This window comes from Bacillus cereus group sp. BfR-BA-01379 (assembly GCF_022663605.1).
In the GTDB taxonomy this organism is placed as follows: domain Bacteria; phylum Bacillota; class Bacilli; order Bacillales; family Bacillaceae_G; genus Bacillus_A; species Bacillus_A mobilis.
In genome coordinates this window covers 20,768-40,949 of record NZ_JAKUFT010000046.1, presented here as the reverse complement: position 1 = coordinate 40,949, position 20,182 = coordinate 20,768, and the positions used below count along the sequence as shown (strand labels likewise).

The following is a 20,182-nucleotide window of genomic DNA, read 5'->3' as shown; positions in this document are numbered from 1 at the left end:
TGATGAAATTCCCCAAGGAAATAATGTCGTAAATAATGCGAATGTAACTGGAGATTTCCTTGTAAATCCAACAGAGCCACCGATTACTATAACAGTACCAAGTAATACTGTTATGACAGTGGTGAATTCTTCAGGGGTAAATGTAATGAAGAGTGTAAGCGCTACTGAAGCAGGAGTAGGAGATACGTTAACGTATACAGTTCGTATACAAAATAGTGGAACGGTAGCAGCGACAAATGTGTCATTCCTTGATCCAATTCCATCTGGAACAACGTTTGTAGCGAATAGTGTAACAATAAACGGGATATCTCAACCCGGTTTAAACCCAACAACTGGATTTCCACTTGCTAATATTCCAGTAGGAGGGATGGTAACAGTTACTTTTCAAGTGACGATCACGAGTGTACCACCAAATAGAGTTCTTCCGAATAATGCGAATGTAACTGCGGATTTCCAAGTAAGTCCTCTCCAGCCGCCAATTACAATTGTAACGATTAGTAATATTGTTGTGACGCGAGTGAATGTGGGATCACTTAATGTAATGAAGAGTGTAAATACAACACAAGCAGGAGTAGGAGATACGTTAACGTATACGATTCTTATTCAAAATACAGGAACTGTTCCTGCAACGAATATTATTTTTCAAGATCCAATTCCGTCGGGTACTGCGTTTGTAGCAAATAGTGTGACGATAAATGGATTTGTTCAACAAGGCGCGAATCCTATGGCTGGTTTCCCAGTACCAAATATTCCGGTCGGACAAACGGCTACGATTACGTTCCAAGTTACAGTGACAAGTGTTCCGAGCGGTGGAAATATAAGAAACCAATCGAACGTTACTGCAAGTTTTCTTATAAATCCTGCAAACCCTCCAATAACGACTGTTACGAATAGTAACTTTGTAGTGACGCAAGTAAATACAGCTCGATTAAATATACAAAAATCTTCATCTGTACAACAAGCTGCACTTGGAGAAACTTACACGTATTCCGTAGTCATTAGAAATAATGGAACGGTAACAGCGACGAATGTTTCCTTCATTGATCCAATTGCTCCAGAAACAACATTTGTAGCAAATAGTGTAACGATAAATGGAACGCCTCAACCTGGATTTGATCCAAATATAGGTTTTACGCTTCCTAATATCGCTGCTGGAACAGCATTGACTGTAACATTCCAAGTAACAGTAGTTGCACCATCCACGCGCGGAGCCGTACTAAACACGGCATCTGCTACAGCCACTTTTTTATTAAATCCTTTACAGCCCCCTGTAACAACGACAAATTCAAGTAATACGACAGTAGTTAGGATACCGTTACCGCCTCCTGGTGAAGTAACAGCAACAAAAACAGTAAATGTTGCCGCTGGTGCTGTTGGAGATGTATTAACTTATACAGTGTTAATAACAAATGTAGGAATTATCCCTGTTACAGATGTGCTCTTCCAAGATGTCATTCCAGAAGGGACGACGTTTGTTGACAATAGTGTAACGATAGGTGGAATGCAGCAACTCGGTTTAAATCCAGAAATAGGCTTTACAGTTAGTCCATTATTAAATGCTGGAACGAGTATTTCTGTGACGTTCCAAGTGACGATTACGGAAATTCCAGATAATGAAGTTATATTAAATGATGCTGACGTTACATTTACTTCACAACCGAATCCGCAGGAACCACCAATTACGGAAACGATATTAACGAATTTAGTCGTTACGACAATTAATATAGCTTCGATTTTTCCATTAAAACTAGTAGATAAAGAAGTAGCGACTGTAGGAGAAATATTAACGTATGATGTATTAATCTTTAATTTCGGTACAGTGCCAGCGACGAATGTTGAATTTATAGATACAACTTCCGCCGGTGTAGCATTTGTACCGGGAAGTGTGAGCATAAACGGTGTGCCGGCACCAGGATTAGATCCTTTCATTGGTTTTACAGTTCCAGATATCCCTGTAGATGATTTTGTACTTGTCACATATCAGGAAGTGGTTACGAGCATACCTGAGGGTGGAACGATTGTTAACTTTGTAGACGTTACAGCTACATTTGCTGTAAGTGAAACAGAGCCGCCAATTACAGAAACAACGACAAGTAATACGACATTAACAGAAATTAATGAACCTGGTTTAAATGTTTTAAAATCAGTAAGTCAGCCGGTTGTTGCAGTAGGCGATACAATCACATATACAACAGTAGTTCAAAATACAGGTACAGTAGTAGCGACAAATGTTCAATATAGTGATGTATTACCGTCCTCGATCACATTTGTACCAGATAGTGTAACGATAGATGGTGTGCTACAACCTGGATTCAATCCTAATAATGGATTCTCGCTTCCAGATATAAATCCAGGGGGAAGTGTAGAAGTCACATTCCAAGTAATCGTTGTTAGTGTTCCGTCAAACGGAACAATTGCCAATACGGCAAATGTAACAGGAAGCTTTGTATTAGTACCAGGAGAACCACCAGTTATAGTGAATCAGCCAAGTAACACAACACTTACAACAGTAAATAGAGGACGATTTACAGTTATTAAACAAGTAAATAGGGCTGCTACTCTTGTTGGAGATGTATTAACGTATACGGTTCAAATAACGAATACAGGAACAGTTACAGCTAGCAATGTTCAATTTATTGATACGATTTCAGCAGGAGCGTCATTTGTACCAAGTAGTGTAACGATAAATGGAATCCTACAACCAAATTTAAATCCGATCACTGGCTTTGGAGTTGGAGATATACTCGTTGGTGAAACGGTTATCGTGACGTTTCAGGCGACAGTTACAAACATTCCGTCATCAGGAACAATTACGAACGTTGCAAATATAACAGGAAGCTTTACTTTAGTACCAGGAGAGCCACCGGTTGTAGTAACAGAACCGAGTAATACGACGATAACTAGGGTAAATAGAGGACGGTTCAGTGTTATAAAATCTGTAAATAAAGAAGCGACACGTTTAGGAGATACGTTAACGTATAGTGTGCAAGTTACAAATACAGGAACGGTAGCTGCGACAAATGTTCAGTTTATTGATATTCCATCGCCTGATTTAGAATTTGTTCCAGGAAGTGTACAAATAAATGGGATTCCGCAAGTAGGTTTAGATCCTTTTGTAGGTTTTTCATTACCGGATCTTGCAGTAGGGGATAGTATATTAATTACATTTGAAGTAAATGTAATCGCAGTTCCACCTTCTAATAGTATTATGAATACAGCGAGAGTAACGGGTGATTTCGAATTGATTCCAGGAGAACCTCCGTTTACAATTACGAATTCAAGTAATACGACAGTCACACCAGTAAATAGAGGTAGTTTAGATATGCTGAAAGAAGTAGATCATCCAATTGTTGGAGTAGGAGAAACAGTAACGTATACAGTTCGTATATTAAATACCGGTACTGCTGATGCGATGAATGTTCAATTTATAGATGTGTTATCTCAGGAAGCTGATTTCGTCCCAAATAGTGTAACGATAAATGGAGTTTCACAGCCAGGGTTAAATCCACAGGCTGGATTTACGATACCAGACATTCCAGTCGGTGAGACGGCACTCGTAACATATGAAGCTACAATTACAAGTTTTCCAGATGGTGGTACAGTAGTAAACGTTGCTGGAGCGTTAGCTGAGTATATTTTAGTACCAGGAGAGCCGCCAGTTACAGTAATGGACACGAGTAATACTGTGATTGTAACGGTAAATACTGCAATTTTATTTGTTGCAAAAGGAGCAAACTTTGAAGTAGCGATGGTAGGAGATGTTGTCACTTACGGAATTGCTGTTATTAATGATAGTACAGTTCCAGTGACGAATATTGTTTTAACAGATATCATTGATCCGAATACGTTATTTATAAATGGCACAGTAACAGTAAACGATGTACCTTTTCCATTTGCTAATCCGAATACTGGTATTCCGTTAGGTAATTTTCAGCCAAATGATGCAGCAATTATTAATTTCCAAGTTGTAATAACAGGGGGGCAAATCAATAATTTAGTTACAAATACTGCTACAGCGAATGGATTTGCAACTGTGAATCCAAATGAACCGCCTGTAGTAGTTGAGGGCGATAGTAATACAGTTGTTATCCCGTTTATTCCTCAAAATGTCTCAACGACAGTCGTAAAAACGGCGGATCATCAAACAGCAACAATTGGAGATGTTATTACATTTACGACAGTTATTACAAATACAGGGGATACAGCGATACAAAATATTCGTTTTCAAGATATGTTAGATAGTAGTGTTCGATTTATTCCTGGAAGCGTAAGAGTAGATCTTGTTCCATCGCCAAATGTGAGCCCAGTGCAAGGATTTTTGATAGGAAGTTTAAATCCAGGTGAAGCACGCACAGTCTCGTTCCAAGTAGCAGTGGAGAGTGCACCAAGTGGTTCAGGAAATTATATAAATCAAGCGAGTATTCGCTTCGAACATCAAGTAGGTACAGTATTGCCGCCTGTTACACAAATAATAGAAAGTAATATTGTGGTCATACCGTTCGTTCCAACGATTGAACAAATTTGTGAAACGAACTTTAATTGTTTAGATAAAATTCCATTTCAATGTTCTCCGTGTAATCAGTTGCACGGACATAAGAAATAAAAACAAAAAGAGCATCCTAAAAGAATAGGATGCTCTTTTTATGTGTATTGATCATATAGATTCATTTTCGGACGAGGTAAAAAACTCGTTGATTTTGTTGGAAAGTAGAAATGGAATGGCCCCTTTTATAACAGAAATATCCCAATCCCACCATGCGAGATTCTCTAGTTTTTCAATCGTTTCTTGCGGGAAACGATATCGAACAAATTTTGCAGGATTACCAGCTACAATTGCATATGGTGGTACATCTTTTGTAACAACACTCTTTGCACCAATAATGGCCCCGTTACCAATTGTAACACCAGATAAAATGCAGGATTGATAACCAATCCATACATCATTGCCGACTACGATATCACCTTTTGAAGAAGGGTGACCAGTAATATGTGCTCCTTCATCAAAAAGTGCGTTAAATGGATAAGTCGTTATCCAGTCCGCGCGATGTTCACCACCAAGTATGAAAACGACTTCTTCTCCTAATGAGCAAAACTTACCTATTTTTAATTTTGTTTCATCATTCCAAGAAAAAATAGTTGGCCCTACTTTACTATAAGTATAATCACCAATATCATATTTATTATATTCAGGTTTTTGATTTAAATATAACATAACGAATTTAGCATCCTCTCTAAAGCAAGTAATGGATATGGAACATTATATGCAATATGGAATAAGTCGAACTGTGTTGTATGAATTGGTAATGCACAAAATTAGTACGCGCAAGGAATAAAAAAGGAGTGGAATAAATGATATACGAAATGGGGTTATATAATAAACCTTTTCAGTCAATTCAATCAGGAAAAAAAGTATATGAAATACGCCTATACGATACAAAACGTCAACCCATAAAACGAGGCGATCATATTGTATTTACGAACCTTACGACGACAGCGACTATTACTGTAAAAGTAACGGAAATAAAACGATACGAAAGCTTTAAATCAATGTACGAACAAATTGATAAAAAATTATTGGATTGTGAAAATGATAGTTTAGAGGAAATGCTAGAAAGTACATACAAAATATATACGAAAGAACAAGAAAAAAAGTGGGGAACAGTTGCGATTGGTATTGAGGTAATAAAATGATAAGAAATCGCGGCGCGGCTATCATTGTGCAGGAAGGGAAAATTGCTCTTATAAAACGTATTCGAGAAGATAAAGTGTACTATGTTTTTCCGGGCGGAGGAATTGAGGAAGATGAAACAGTTGAAGAGGCAACGAAGCGAGAGGTTTATGAAGAATTAGGAGTACATATAGAAGTGGGGCATCTTATTGCAAAGGTGGAGTATAAGGGTACGGAGTATTATTTTAATGCCCATATTATAGGTGGGATTTTCGGAAGTGGTAAAGCTGAAGAATTCAAACTGAAAGATAGAGGGATTTATATTCCTTTATGGCTGCCGATACACGAGTTGGAAAAAGTGAATATAAAACCGTATGACGTGATCGAAAGTATATTCAATCATTATAAAAAGTAAGGTCTGACAACATACAAAAAAAACCATTGACATAGCCTTCTGATTTAAGTATTGTATTCGAGTATGTTTATAATCAGGAGGTTTATATGAGCAATCAAACAACTACACATCATGTGAAAATGACAACAGCGGATCCATCTGGAATTGGCCTATTTGGATTAGCGATGGTAACACTTGTAGCATCATCTCAAAAGCTAGGCTTAACAGATGGCGTTTCTCTTGTATTACCATGGGCAATCTTTTTAGGAGGATTTGCACAAATCTTTGCCTGCATTCACGATGCAAAGCATAACAATACATTCGGTACAACAGCATTCGGTGCATACGGCCTATTTTGGTTAGGTGTTGGAATGACTTGGTTAATTCAACTTGGAGTATTTGGCGAGAAATTAGCACAAGCTGCAGATTCAAAACAGCTTGGGATAGCCTTTATCGGATATTTGATTTTCACAATCTTTATGACAATTGGTGCAATGGAAACACATAAAGTATTATTTATGATTTTCGTCCTTATTGATTTCTTATTTATAGGTCTTTCATTAAGTACTTTAGGTGTTATGCCGCATGCAATGCATAATTTAGCAGCATATTCAGAACTTCTTATTTCATTATTATCTTTCTATGGTTCAGCAGCAGCAGTGTTAAATACACACTTCGGAAAAGTTGTTTTACCAGTTGGAAAGCCGTTTGGTATTTTTAAAAAGTAATAAAAAGCACAGATGATTGTATAGTCATCTGTGCTTTTTTTGTATGAAGTAAACGGAAATAATAAAAAATATAATTGAAATTGATTCTCATTATTAATATAATGAGAATGAGAATCATTTATTGTAAGAGGGGGATGCCGAAGTGGCGAAAATTTTAATAGCTTATGCAAGTATGTCAGGAAATACAGAGAGTATTGCTGATTTAATTAAAGTTAGTTTAGATGCTTTTGATCATGAAGTAGTATTACAAGAAATGGAAGGCATGGATGCAGAAGAATTATTAGTCTATGATGGAATTATTTTAGGATCTTATACGTGGGGCGATGGTGAGCTACCATTTGAAGCGGAAGATTTCCATGATGACTTAGATAATATAGATTTATCAGGGAAAAAAGTAGCGGTATTCGGATCAGGAGATACGGCGTATGAACTGTTTTGTGAAGCGGTAACGATATTTGAAGAGAAACTTGTAGAACGCGGTGCAGAGCTTGTACAAGAAGGGTTGAAAATTGAACTAGCTCCAGAAGATGAAGAGGATGTTGAAAAATGCAGTAATTTTGCAATTGCATTTGCTGAGAAGTTCTAAGAATGGAAGTGTCAACGTGGAGAAGATGTTAAGTGCTACCGCTATTACAAAATTAAGAGATGGAAAACTTATGTTAGCTACTACATATAATGGCTTGTTTATTGAACAAGACGGAGAATGGAAACAAATTTTAAATGGTTTTCAAAAACGAATTAGGGATTTACATAGCGAAGATAATGTAGTGTATGGTGTAGGGGACGAAGGGATTTTTATTCGTAGTATGAATGGTGGAGAGAACTGGACGGTGCAGCGTTTTCCAACAAAAGCAACGAGTTGGAATGTGTGTAGTAATGTACAAGGAACTGTCATTGCTCATGGAGATAAAACGTTGTATCATTCGAATGATTTTGGTTCGACATGGGAAACCATTCATCCATTTCTTGAGTATGGTGGCGGGGCACCATCTATTCGATCGTTATTTTTATATAAACATTACTTATTTATCGGTACGAAAATACATGCTAAATATGGTGGTGTTTGGCTCTTTAATTTGGAGACACGTAAATTAAAGAGGATTAAGATTGTGATGAATCAGATGATCTCAGCGTTGACTTTACACAATTCTTACATAGTAGCAGCCAGTGGATCGTGCAAGGGGATTAGCGGGAATATTTCTTTTTGTAAAATAGATGAAAGTATTGAGAGTGAAAAAACATATTGGCACACATGTCAAAGTGAGCAGAAAGCAAGTAGCTATTTAGCCTTAAGTGTAGATCAACATGTGCTATATACAACATCAACGCAAAATAAGGCAGGGATTAGTACGGTTTGTCGTGTGCTTCTAGAAGAAGGAATTGTTAAAGTATGTGACTCAGTTAAAGGGCATGGCTGGCGCATCGTTAATCAAAAAGAGGGCTATGTTGTAGCTGGATCAGGTGAATCAAAAGCGATGCAGTGGAAGAAAAAAGTTATTTAGTAAAAAAAAACTTTGCTTTTATTATAGTGATATGATATATTATATCTAAACCATTTTACTTTTAATAATATAGAGATTTAAATGAGCTGTAACTTCCGAGGAGGATAGCAATGTTAAATCTCCTCTGGGGTTGCAGTTTTTTAATGTCTGAAGTATTATTGTAAAGTGGTTGAAAATGAATATGTACATATAGGTACATTGTAGGAGGATTTTTTTCATGCAAAACGGTAAAGTAAAATGGTTTAACTCAGAAAAAGGTTTCGGTTTCATCGAAGTTGAAGGCGGAGAAGACGTATTCGTTCATTTCTCAGCTATCCAAGGCGACGGCTTCAAAACTTTAGAAGAAGGTCAAGAAGTTACTTTCGAAGTAGAACAAGGTAACCGTGGACCTCAAGCTACAAACGTTAACAAGAAGTAATTATGGAAAAAAGAAGGGCTTGCCCTTCTTTTTTTTTGCATTTTTTATTGAATAGCCTCCCATGTACATAGCATAATGAGATTGAATTTTCGTTTTTTAGACGAAGTATTTCATGTATAAAGTGCATGAATGAATAAATAAATACTGAAAATAGAGTATGTGTGTGAAAAGGAATGTAGAAAGAGGTAAATAAATTGGAAAACGCTACACATTTTATAGTGTTTGATATAGAGAGAAATTTCAGGCCGTATAAATCAGACGATCCGTCAGAGATAGTTGATATCGGGGCTGTAAAAATAGAAGCAAGTACAATGAAGGTAATTGGAGAATTTTCAGAGTTAGTAAAACCGAGTGCACGTCTTACTCGGCATACGACAAAATTAACGGGAATTACAAAGGAAGATTTAATTGGTGTGGAGAAATTCCCGCAAATTATAGAGAAATTTATTCAGTTTATCGGAGAAGACTCTCTATTTGTTTCATGGGGAAGAGAAGATTATCGTTTTCTATCTCATGATTGTACGTTACACGGTGTAGAATGCCCATGTATGGAAAAAGAGAGGAAATTTGATTTACAGAAATTTGTTTTCCAAGCGTATGAAGAACTATTTGAGCATACACCAAGTTTACAATTTGCAGTAGAACAGCTCGGTTTAACGTGGGAAGGGAAGCAACACCGAGCTTTAGCAGATGCTGAGAATACAGCCAAGATACTTCTTAAAGTATATAGCGAGAGAGATATTCATAAACGGTACAAAAGACACGGTGAACTTGAACTTGTAGAGAACGGAAAACTAACAGAAAAAGCGAAAAAAAAGATGCGAAAATGGGTATTTAAAGAAATGAGAAAAAATACAGAGCGTCCTTTCGTTTGGAGTGCATTTGAAAGTAGTGACACGTGGGAAAATATAACGGAAAGATACTATATAAGTGAATCTACAATAGAACTATTGAAAAAGCATTTTCCTACGGCGGTTAGAAAGGCGGAAAGGCAGATTAGGCATTTGGCTGAGATGGAGGAGAATGTAGAGGTTAAATGACATTCTCCTCTACTTCTATCTACATAAATTTTACGTCATTGTGTTGAGGGATAAATAAAGTATTCATATTAAATAGGAATGGATTTGTAGTGATTGGGCCGTTATAATTGCTTTGAAAATTAAGATGTGGTAAAAAATTTAAAAATATATTAATAAGAGCCCATAGTAATGAAAGAGGGTAGAGTTAAACGGAAGCGATCTTTAACATTTTAACTGTCTTAGTTTTTGGGCTAATATTTACTACACTATTAGCACTAATTACACTTCCTTTTATAGCAAAGAAGAAGAACTGGAAAAAGCTTAATATATCTTTAAAACGTGGTGTATTAAAGATTAAAATCGAAGAGTAAAATATGAGTTTTATACAAGGGAGGTGTGCTAGTGATAGACTTGGATATTAAAGATGTCGCCGTACAGATGGAATTAAATGGAGTCTTTTGGAATGAGGATGAAATTGCTGAAATGACAGTGACTACAAAAGAAGGGCATTCTCTTCTCCTTCATCTAGTAGTTGACTTAGAAAGTAAAACTATTAGGGCGACGAGTGCCGAAATAGTGAATGGATTCTGTCCTCTGTGCAAACAGAAAAGGGACGAATGTAGTGAACTGAATGACTTACAAAACAAAATGGATATTTTAGAAGAAGCTTACGATTGGGTAAGAGAGCATCCAGAATATCGTTTTCAATTATCTTTTTACGAGTACAATAAATTTGAGGTAGTAAAGTGAAATTTTCATTTTAACAACATACATAGTGACTACTCTAATGGAAATACCCTTGTACAACAAGGAAGGAATCTACTTAATCCTGCAACAAATGTCATCTTAAATCAAAAATAAACATATTTTGTTATCTAAAAAAAACGATTCTTGGTAGAATCGTTTTTTTTAGATAACTGTCAACTATGTCCCAAATAAAAGAGCGCTTGTTAACAGCGCTCGGTAAAAGTAGTTATATGGAAGGGTTTATTCAATCCCGTTCGGATCATAAGAATACTGCTGCTTATTCTCAATCCGCTCAATCACATCTTGCAACTCGTCCGGCTTCAGAAACTCAATTGGAGAGAAGCCTTTCTCAAACGTAAGTGTATCAGCCTCAATCATTAATACGTATCGGTCATTTACCTTTGCGATATGTATTTGATCCCCGAAATCAGCAAGCAGGGCCTTTACAGAGATATGGTCTGCTTTTAGCTTTAGTTCCACTTCAGGGGCGTGCTCGACGATTTGAGCGGTAGCTTCCATTACTTCTTCGGTTGAAAATTGTTCCATAATTTCGCGTTTCGGACTAGCAGCCCATACTTCCATTGCTTGGTCGAATTGTTCGCGTTCTTCCGTACCTTCTTCAAATACATCTTCAATTTGGTCATATACCATGTCCATTACTTGTGTTTTCATAATTTCAGGCATAGAGCGTTCGTACTCGACGAATTTTAAGAAGTCTTCAAAGTAGCGGGCGTGTGATGCTTGGTGAATTTTTAATTCGCCCACTTCCACCATACCTTCTTCAGGCATGTACGGATATTGGATAGATTTCATGTTTTTTGTTGTGATGGCCATTTCAACGTTACGAATGAGTGTAGATTCATCTGAAATTGAAGCAACTTTCGGTTCAAAGTCACATTTCATAACGAAAACGAATGGATCATCAAAGTATTTGCGTAGTTTTGCTTGCGCAATTAAAAATACACCACCGCGTACAGCACTTGTGTCAAGATATGTATAAACGAGAGGTTCGCTCATATCTTTGAAGTTTTCCTTAGTTTCTGCAAAGCGAATGCGATTAAATAGGTTGTAATGAGGGTTTGAATCAAGTTCGTGTCCTTCTTCTACAATGAAGCGACCAATCTTTGTCGGAGCTTGTTCTGTTTTCGCATGACGTTCTACTTTTCGCTTTGAAATTTTTAATAATTCACCATTCAAAAATTCTTTTAAGGAGCTATCTTCATATTCTTCAGCATCTAATGTTTGAAAATGTTTGTAGCGTTTATCAACAGCTTCGCCTTTTCCTTCTACTTGTACAACATAAAAGGAAAGATAATTTATTTCAAAATCCATATTTATCACCTTGTTTCATTTCATTAACTCTTATCAGTATAGAGATGGAAAAAACTTTCGTCAATTTATATAAAGGAAGGGGGAGCCCCTTCCTTATATATTTTTTATTTTCGAAATTAAAATCCGTCTTCTAATGCTGAAAATGGAATGTTTAGTCTGTTTTCTATTGTACGTAAACGCTGGTTTAAGCGATTTAATCTACGTGTATGACGCTCAACCGTGTTTTCTAATTGACGTACTCTTTGTTCAAGTTCATTTACTCGTCTTTCTAATTGACGGTTTCCAGCACCAGGAAAAGAGATTGGAAGTTGGAATTGTCGGTTTTGATCATATGGATTAACTTGTTCTGCTGGATCTATATATTGTTGGTATTGTGCTTGTAAATCATATTGAGGCTGATAACCATTTTGGTTATATGGATCGTATGGATTGTAGGGGTACATAAAAACATCCTCCATTTCTTTAAAATAGGTTAATTCACCATAATGTATGTGCAAAAGCGGAGTGTGGCACGGCAAATACCTATTTATGTTTACAGGATGTTTCTTTATAAATAAGAATATGGAGGTTTTACATTTGTACTCTGTTTGTTTTATGGTATATACTGGATAATAGGGAGAGGTTACATAAAGGTTACAATTCTATCAAACTCAAACTTTTAAGTAAATATGTATAGACATTTGGAAAAGAAAAGGGTAATTTATATAGAGTAAAAAATAACTTGTAACAATTTATAAATATATTGTAAAATGATTGTAACAAAACATACATAAAAATGAAATAATACATAAAAGTAATGTTTGGAAAAAGGGGAGAGTATATTGTTCCGTAAAGTAAAGGGTATATTAGTTGGGGTGTTATGTGTAGCTGTAGTGAGTGGTTGTGGCACAAAAGTAAGTGATGTTGCATTAGTAAGTGACATTGGTGGTCACACAGTAGAGGCTAAAGCAGAAGTACAGGATTCTATTAGTTTAGTTGATGGTCGAACTGGTACGGAAGTGAAAAAGTTAGATTTATCGAGTCTAGGCTATTTTGAAGATGAAGCGAAATTTAAAAAATCGGTAGAGAAGGTTGCTAAGGAAGTTGGTAAAAACGTTGACAAAAAGATGGTTCCTTCACGTTTAGCACCTGACGGAAGTTGGCAAGAAGGAAAGCCTTCTTTTGAATTAATGGAAAAAGAGTTAGTAAATAAATTATTAAACGTTGGTATGTGGGATTCTTCATATCAATTACCTATTGTTGAGAAAAAGCCTATCGCAACATTAAGTGATGCGCAAGGAAGTGGTACGGTAATTGGTAGATATGAAACGAATTTAGGTGGCTCAGCAGGTGGCCGTATTGAGAATATTCGTTTGTCAGCAGCGAGCATAAATGGAGTTGTGTTAGCAAAAGGAGACAGTTTCTCTTTCAATGCATTAATTGGTGATACAACGCCAGATAAAGGATATCAACTAGGAAAAGAAATTGTAGATGGTAAATTAGTAGATGGATACGGCGGTGGTGTTTGTCAAACATCATCAACATTATACAATGCAGCAGATCAAGCGGGTTTGAAAATGGTAGAAAGAACGACACATTCTAAAACGGTTGGTTACGTTCCACAAGGAAGAGATGCTACAATTGCATATCCATACTTAGACTTAGTGTTTGAAAACACGAATGATGCACCTGTGAAGCTTTATATGGGCATTCAGGGCGGAAAGTTAGTTGCTGAAGTACATAAAATGAAATAAGAATTATAAAGTCACCTTTTCTGAAAGTTAGAAGAGGTGACTTTTTTATTATGAAAATAAAAAATGTGTATAAATTCTGACTTTTCTTATTTACATAGGATGATTTTAGTTGTATCCTTCAAAGTAACGGTAATATGTAATGGGAAAATATTGGGATAAGGAGATGGAGTTATTCATGGTACAAATTCATCCGAAAACACGTATTGGTCATGTTGAATTTAAAGTGCAAGATTTAGAGCGCCAAATTGCTTTTTATGAGAATGTAGTAGGCTTAGAAGTAATTAAACAAGAGGCGAATAAAGCATATTTATCAGGAAAAGGTGGAAAGAACACGTTACTTGTTCTTGAAAAGTTAGAGGACGGGGTACTGCAAGAGCCGCGTACGACTGGTATATATCATGTAGCCTTTTTAGTTCCGACTCGTGAAGCTTTTGCTTCGGCATTATTTGGGGTGATTCGTAATAAGAATGTAATTGATAGCCCAGCTGAACAAGAAGGGCGTTATACATATTCTAATGAAATTTTACCAATTTCAAGGTTTAATAGTGCAAGTGATCATACGTATAGCGAAGCGTTTTATTTACAAGATTTAGAGGGAAATGGTATTGAAATTTACGCAGACCGTCCACGTGATCAATGGGGAGAAGGACCAGGAGGAAGTACGCCGCTAGATTTAAAAGAATTGGCAACACTCGTTGATTATGAGGCTGATGGATTACCTGCTAATACTGTTGTTGGGCACGTACATTTACGAATAGCTGATGTAGAGAAGTCACATGAGTTTTATGTAGAGACAGTAGGGTTTGAAGTGCAACAACGCGAAGATGACTGCTTATTCATTTCTGCAGGAGGATATCATCACCATATAGGTGCGAATACGTGGAACGGCGTAAATAATCCACACCCACCTGCACATGCAACTGGACTTAAAGTGTATACAATTGTATTACCGCATAAAGAAGCGTTAGATGAAGTGAAAGAAAGATTAATAGAAAAACAACATAAAGTAAACGAAAGTACAAACGGATTTACAGTAGTAGATCCTAGTGGTATTACAGTGCAGTTTGAAATAGAAACAGTATAAAAGAAGTCGGAAGGTGTATAATCACTTTCCGGCTTCTTTTTGATACGTAATCCAAGTAGCACAAGGATTGAAAGGAAAGGATTTTAATATTTCCATTGCATATATACTCGTTGAATCGAATTCACCTTGAATGAAAGAATAACCGTGTTTACTTGCATACATAGCTTGTTTGAAAACGAGAAGTTTCAGTAAGGGTAAATTTTCTGTAGTGTGGGTCCCGCCCCATCCTAGTTCTACTGTATTAGCTTTTTCTGATGTATGGAGGAAAGAGTAACCAATAATTTCATTCTCTTCATCTATCATTACAAAGCTCCCATCTAGTAATGCGTCATCAGCTAAGATCTGTTCTTTCCAAGTTTCGAGCGAGAATGAGGCAACCGGATTTGCTAAGTGAGTATCCTCATAATTCGTTTTTACTAAGTGAGCTAGTTTTTCAAAGAAGCTATTATTGGACAAGATATTTGATAAGCTTTGTACATCATAATCCGAATGAAGCATTGTATCGATAGGGATGATTTTTCGTACGTCTAATATTGGCATATAAGTTCTTCGGATTTCCGTAAAATTATGTTCTTCATAATAGGCTTTTAAATGAGCCGATGTTTCCCATATAGAGGTTTGTAATGGTAATTTGAAGTTTTCTCGTTTTAGAATCTCATTTAATAAAAATTGTTCTATGTGTAGCTCTGAATAGAAAGGGTTCGTATATATTCGAAAGTATGTGCAGTATGGATGGAAGCTACTGTTCCAGGTAAAAAAGATGCCTACTACATCTTTTTTATAGCAGGCAACATACGCACATTTTGTTTTACTATCTCGTAATAAGTTAAATAGATAAGAGTCTTCATTATATAAATCAATAAATTGTTTTACTTTTAGCTCGTTACTCCTACTATATTTCTCTATAATAAGATTACTTTCATTGTATGACTTCTTCATAGCTCAATCCAAAACCTTCTTACTACATTTCCATCTTCTTCAGTAAAATCATCATCACGAAGCCCACCGTTATGTAAAATTGTTTTTTCAGAAGCAGTATTCACTTCGTCGCAAACGACAAGTACTTTCTCGATGTTTAATTCCTTCGTTTTTTCTAGCGATAATTCTAATAACTTCGTAGCAAAACCTTTTCTTCTTTCAGAAGGGCGAATGCCATAACCAATATGACCTCCAGCGTTAAACAAATGTTCGGTTAAACTATGACGTATATTAACAGCCCCTACAATTTTATTTTCATCTGTGACGAGCCAATATGTAGAGTCTGGTACCCAAGATTCAGGAAGAGTTATGCCGTTATGCGCATCGTGAAGTTCTTGAATCATTGCCGTGAAATTAGATGGATCTTTTGAGATAACCCATGGAATCATCGTTTCACCGCTATCTTTCCATTCTTTATAAAAATCTAAGTATTCTTCTTGTAAATCGGTAGTAGGTGTTAGTAAAGAGACGTTCATTGTTGGTAATCCCCTTTATTTATGTAGTATTTTTTAAAAAATATGATACAAAATGAAAGCGTTTTCTAAACTTTCTCAACCTCATTTTATGCAATCCATATCTCGTTTTTAAATGGAAAGTACAGTTTATGATTTTTCGTATAAAAAGTAGGTTGAATTCAATTTATGTTAATATTAAAAATATTAACATAAATCACCTCGGATATTAAGTGTATTTTAATGAAATGCTTTTATATCGATAAATAGATGTGTGTGATAATTTTTGTTTTATCTATCTATAATGAACGAAAGGGGGAGGGACTCGTGAGTGTAGATGTTGATCTAATTATACGAATCGGTGTTGCGGGTTTGTTAGGAGCAATAATTGGTATTGAAAGGGAAATTCGATCAAAAGAGGCGGGATTAAAAACACATTTCCTAGTAGCGGTAGGAAGTGCTTTAATAATGGTCGTTTCAAAATATGCCTTTTCAGATATTATGAATGAGGAACATATGGCTCTTGATCCGAGCCGTATTGCAGCGCAAGTTGTAAGTGGTGTAGGGTTTTTAGGTGCAGGTACAATTATTATACAAAAGCAGGCGGTGAAAGGATTAACGACAGCAGCTGGTTTATGGGCTACAGCCGGAATTGGATTAGCAATTGGTGCTGGCATGTATGTAGTAGGGATTGGAGCGACGATTCTCGTTTTAATTGGTTTAGAGATTGTGAGTCGTATTTTTAAGGTGCAATTTTTATTTCCGCAAAATATAACAGTGCAGATGTGTATAAATAAACATGAAGCGGTAAAACAAATAGTAGAAACGCTACAAGTGAAAGGTATTCCAATACTTTCATATGAAGTAGAAGCTTTACAGCAAGGTACAGAAATAGTTTATAAGGTAGGGATGCAGCTGAAAAATATATCGTCAGAAGAAAAGAATGAATTTATTCAGCATATGCAAACATTACCGGAAGTTACGTTTATAAAGTTAAAATCATAGCGTTGAAAACGAAGATAGATGTAGCAGGAATTTCGCTATTATCTATCTTTTTTTGATATAAAATTCACATAAAGTCAAGTGTTAATTTTGCTAGGCATGGATACATGTGTGAACGTTCCCTTATTTTTTCTCAATACAGAATAAAAAGTAAGAATAGTAAAATAATGGTGCGGGACACTAAAAAATGTAAGGTAGGGGAGAGCATGAAAGGCTATTCAAAAAAAGTGTTAGTAGGGGTAAGTTTTGCTAGTTTAATGTTAGGGAGTTTCCAAGGGAGCACATTGGCAGAAAGTACAAAGGGAGAGCAAGTTTCTTATCGGAATGTGCTCAAAATGGAGCCAGTTGGTGTACAATTACCAGTGCAAGAATTAGCCCATTCATCAAAAGTGCTGGAAAATAAGTCTTTTGAGAAAAGGCTACAATTTGCTGATTTGTCGCAAAGACCGCCTGAAGTGAAAAAAGAAAGTAAGCAATTAGCTGCAGCGAAAACTTATACAATCGCTGAATTAAATCAATTAAGCAATCAGCAGTTAGTAGATTTACTTGTAACAATTGATTGGGAGCAAATTACGGGTCTATTTCAATTTAATAAGGATAGCCTTGCATTCTATCAAAATGATAGTAGGATGCAGGCAATTATTGATAAATTGAAGCAGCAAGGACAAGCTTATACGAAGGATGATTCAAAAGGGATTGAAACTTTAGTAGAGGTATTACGATCAGGATTTTACTTAGGATTTTATCATACAGAATTAAGTAAACTAAATGAGCGGATCTATCATGATAAATGCTTACCTGCATTAAAAACGATTGCGAATAACCCGAATTTCAAACTCGGTACGTTAGAACAAAATAGAGTTGTATCATCATACGGAAAATTAATAGGAAATGCTTCGAGTGATGTGGAAACGATAACATCAGCTGCAAAGATTTTTAAACAATATAACGATGATTTTTCTACATTGGTAGACAATCTATCAGCTGGAAATGCAATTTACGATATTATGCAAGGTGTGGATTACGACATTCAATCGTATTTATACGATACGAGAAAAGCACCGAAAGATACAGTATGGTACCAAAAAATTGATAGCTATATTAATGAATTAAGTCGTTTTGCCTTAATTGGAACGGTGACGGCGAAGAATGGTTGGTTAATTAATAATGGTATTTATTATACAGGTAGACTTGGTACGTTCCATAGTACAGGAACGAAAGGATTACAAGTTGTAACAGACGCGATGAAAATGTATCCGTATTTAGGAGAGCAATATTTCGTAGCGGCTGAGCAAATCGCGACGAATTATGGCGGGAAAGATGCAAATGGAAATATTGTTAATTTAGATCAAATACGAGAAGATGGGAAGAAAAAGTATTTGCCGAAAACGTATACGTTTGATGATGGTGCAATTGTTTTAAAAGCTGGAGATAAAGTAACAGAAGAAAAAGTAAAACGTCTATATTGGGCAGCAAAAGAAGTGAAGGCACAATTCCATCGTACGGTTGAAAGTGATCAACCTTTAGAAAAAGGAAATCCTGATGATGTATTAACGATGGTTATTTATAATAGTCCAGCTGAGTATCAATTTAATCGTCAATTATACGGATATGAAACGAATAACGGTGGCCTTTATATAGAAGGAACAGGTACGTTCTTTACTTATGAGCGTACGCCAGAAGAAAGTATTTATAGTTTAGAAGAATTGTTCCGACACGAGTTCACGCATTACTTGCAAGGTAGATATGAAGTACCAGGACTTTGGGGACAAGGTAAGATGTATGAGAATGAGAGATTATCTTGGTTTGAAGAAGGGAATGCGGAGTTTTTTGCAGGGGCAACGAGAACAGATAATGTTGTACCGAGAAAGAGTATTATAGGAGGGATATCTTCAAATCCAGCAGAACGTTATACGGCAGAGCGAACGTTAAATGCAAAGTATGGAACGTGGGATTTCTATAATTATTCCTTCGCTTTACAATCGTACATGTACAATAAGAGATATGATATGTTTGACAAAATTCATGATCTTATTAGAAAAAATGATGTAACAGCATATGATGCATACCGTTCTGCATTAAGTAAAGATGCGAATTTAAATAAAGAGTATCAAGATTATATGCAAATGTTAGTCGATAACCGTGAGAAATATAATGTTCCATTAGTATCAAATGATTATTTAGCAACTCATGCACCAAAACCAGTTTCAGATATTGCGGCAGAAATTACAGCAGAAGCAAAATTAAGTAATGTATCAGTTAAGAAAAACAAATCACAGTTCTTTAATACATTTACACTACAAGGAACGTATACAGGTACTACTGCAAAAGGGGAATATGAAGACTGGAAAACAATTACACAAAACGTGAATGATACGTTAAAACGTTTAAGTGCAAAAGAATGGACAGGCTATAAAACAGTAACAGCGTATTTTGTAAATTATCGTGTAAATGCATCAGGACAATTTGAATATGATGTTGTATTCCACGGTATTAATACAGAAGAAGGTACTGTGAATAAAGCACCAGTTGCGGTTATAAATGGTCCATATAGCGGAAATATAAATGAAGCAATTTCGTTTAAAAGCGATGGATCAAAAGATGAAGATGGAAAAATTGTTGCTTATAAATGGGAGTTTGGTGATGGTACTGTAAGTAATGAACAAAATCCGACTCACGTGTATACAAAAGAAGGAACATATACGGCAAAATTAACAGTAACAGATGACAAAGGATTAACAAATACGGTTACAACGAATGTAACGGTTCAAAAGAAAGAAGATAACAGTGTAGAAAAAGAGCCAAATAACTCATTCCAGACAGCGAATAAACTGCAATTGAATCAAGTTTTACGTGCTAGTTTAGGAAATGGTGACACGAGTGATTACTTTGAAATTAATATAGAAACGGCGAAAAACCTACAAATTAATGTAACGAAGGAAAATAATATCGGAGTAAACTGGGTTCTTTATTCAGAAGCAGATTTAAATAATTATGTTACGTATGCCCAGCAAGAAGGGAATAAGCTAGTAGGAAGTTACTACACGTATCCAGGAAAATATTATTTACATGTGTATCAGTATGGTGGGGGAACAGGGAATTATACGGTAGAAGTGAAATGACAA

Annotated in this window: 18 protein-coding genes; 13 read left to right on the top strand and 5 right to left on the bottom strand. The window is 35.9% G+C overall.

What is annotated here, in order from left to right:
* The coding region (locus tag MR113_RS17610; RefSeq protein ID WP_472927136.1) for a DUF7507 domain-containing protein at positions 1–4,603 on the top strand (4,603 nt) is incomplete at its 5' end.
* A gap of 51 nt (positions 4,604–4,654) precedes the next feature.
* Here the strand turns inward: MR113_RS17610 and MR113_RS17605 are convergent.
* Entirely contained in the window at positions 4,655–5,212 is a 558-nt protein-coding gene (locus MR113_RS17605) for a CatB-related O-acetyltransferase (protein WP_242255841.1), read from the bottom strand.
* A 137-nt stretch (positions 5,213–5,349) separates the two neighbouring features.
* Between MR113_RS17605 and MR113_RS17600 the strand changes: the two genes are divergently transcribed.
* The 8 genes from MR113_RS17600 (at position 5,350) to MR113_RS17565 (ending at position 10,479) form a co-directional block, all read left to right on the top strand.
* Entirely contained in the window at positions 5,350–5,691 is a 342-nt protein-coding gene (locus MR113_RS17600) for an ASCH domain-containing protein (RefSeq protein WP_098870314.1), read from the top strand.
* Entirely contained in the window at positions 5,688–6,083 is a 396-nt protein-coding gene (locus tag MR113_RS17595; RefSeq protein WP_242255837.1) for an NUDIX hydrolase, read from the top strand. The genes MR113_RS17600 and MR113_RS17595 overlap by 4 nt, the downstream gene beginning before the upstream one ends.
* A gap of 86 nt (positions 6,084–6,169) precedes the next feature.
* Positions 6,170–6,790, top strand: coding sequence for an acetate uptake transporter (locus tag MR113_RS17590; RefSeq protein ID WP_016086882.1), 621 nt, complete (start codon positions 6,170–6,172; stop codon positions 6,788–6,790).
* 142 nt (positions 6,791–6,932) lie between these two features.
* Positions 6,933–7,376, top strand: coding sequence for a flavodoxin (locus tag MR113_RS17585; protein WP_001062768.1), 444 nt, complete (start codon positions 6,933–6,935; stop codon positions 7,374–7,376).
* A 16-nt stretch (positions 7,377–7,392) separates the two neighbouring features.
* A complete protein-coding gene (locus tag MR113_RS17580) occupies positions 7,393–8,292 on the top strand; it encodes a WD40/YVTN/BNR-like repeat-containing protein (RefSeq protein ID WP_242255835.1) in 900 nt (299 codons plus the stop codon).
* Positions 8,293–8,509: 217 nt separating this feature from the next.
* Entirely contained in the window at positions 8,510–8,710 is a 201-nt protein-coding gene (cspB, locus tag MR113_RS17575) for a cold shock-like protein CspB (RefSeq protein ID WP_001179148.1), read from the top strand.
* Between the two features lie 194 nt (positions 8,711–8,904).
* The gene (locus tag MR113_RS17570; protein WP_242255833.1) at positions 8,905–9,750 is read left to right on the top strand and encodes an exonuclease; all 846 of its coding nucleotides are present in this window, start codon (positions 8,905–8,907) and stop codon (positions 9,748–9,750) included.
* Between the two features lie 381 nt (positions 9,751–10,131).
* Positions 10,132–10,479: a hypothetical protein gene (locus tag MR113_RS17565; protein ID WP_242255831.1), complete on the top strand. Its 348-nt coding sequence runs from the start codon at positions 10,132–10,134 to the stop codon at positions 10,477–10,479.
* A 237-nt stretch (positions 10,480–10,716) separates the two neighbouring features.
* On the opposite strand, the gene MR113_RS17560 is transcribed toward MR113_RS17565, so the two are convergent.
* Entirely contained in the window at positions 10,717–11,808 is a 1,092-nt protein-coding gene (locus MR113_RS17560; protein WP_000345047.1) for a DUF3900 domain-containing protein, read from the bottom strand.
* A 116-nt stretch (positions 11,809–11,924) separates the two neighbouring features.
* Positions 11,925–12,266: a hypothetical protein gene (locus tag MR113_RS17555; protein ID WP_002022967.1), complete on the bottom strand. Its 342-nt coding sequence runs from the start codon at positions 12,264–12,266 to the stop codon at positions 11,925–11,927.
* Between the two features lie 363 nt (positions 12,267–12,629).
* Between MR113_RS17555 and MR113_RS17550 the strand changes: the two genes are divergently transcribed.
* Positions 12,630–13,541, top strand: coding sequence for a VanW family protein (locus MR113_RS17550; protein WP_242255829.1), 912 nt, complete (start codon positions 12,630–12,632; stop codon positions 13,539–13,541).
* A gap of 175 nt (positions 13,542–13,716) precedes the next feature.
* The gene (locus MR113_RS17545; RefSeq protein WP_242255827.1) at positions 13,717–14,625 is read left to right on the top strand and encodes a VOC family protein; all 909 of its coding nucleotides are present in this window, start codon (positions 13,717–13,719) and stop codon (positions 14,623–14,625) included.
* 21 nt (positions 14,626–14,646) lie between these two features.
* On the opposite strand, the gene MR113_RS17540 is transcribed toward MR113_RS17545, so the two are convergent.
* Both MR113_RS17540 and MR113_RS17535 read right to left on the bottom strand, forming a co-directional pair.
* Positions 14,647–15,564, bottom strand: a complete 918-nt coding sequence (locus tag MR113_RS17540; protein WP_242255825.1) for a GNAT family acetyltransferase — start codon at positions 15,562–15,564, stop codon at positions 14,647–14,649.
* The gene (locus MR113_RS17535) at positions 15,561–16,079 is read right to left on the bottom strand and encodes a GNAT family N-acetyltransferase (RefSeq protein WP_242255823.1); all 519 of its coding nucleotides are present in this window, start codon (positions 16,077–16,079) and stop codon (positions 15,561–15,563) included. Before MR113_RS17535 ends, MR113_RS17540 begins: the two co-directional genes overlap by 4 nt.
* 303 nt (positions 16,080–16,382) lie before the next feature.
* Here MR113_RS17535 and MR113_RS17530 point away from each other — a divergent pair, with 303 nt between their 5' ends.
* Positions 16,383–17,060, top strand: a complete 678-nt coding sequence (locus MR113_RS17530) for an MgtC/SapB family protein (protein WP_242255821.1) — start codon at positions 16,383–16,385, stop codon at positions 17,058–17,060.
* 203 nt (positions 17,061–17,263) lie between these two features.
* On the top strand, positions 17,264–20,179 hold the full coding sequence (colA, locus tag MR113_RS17525) for a collagenase ColA (RefSeq protein ID WP_242255819.1): 2,916 nt from the start codon (positions 17,264–17,266) through the stop codon (positions 20,177–20,179).
* The last annotated feature ends 3 nt before the right edge of the window (positions 20,180–20,182 follow it).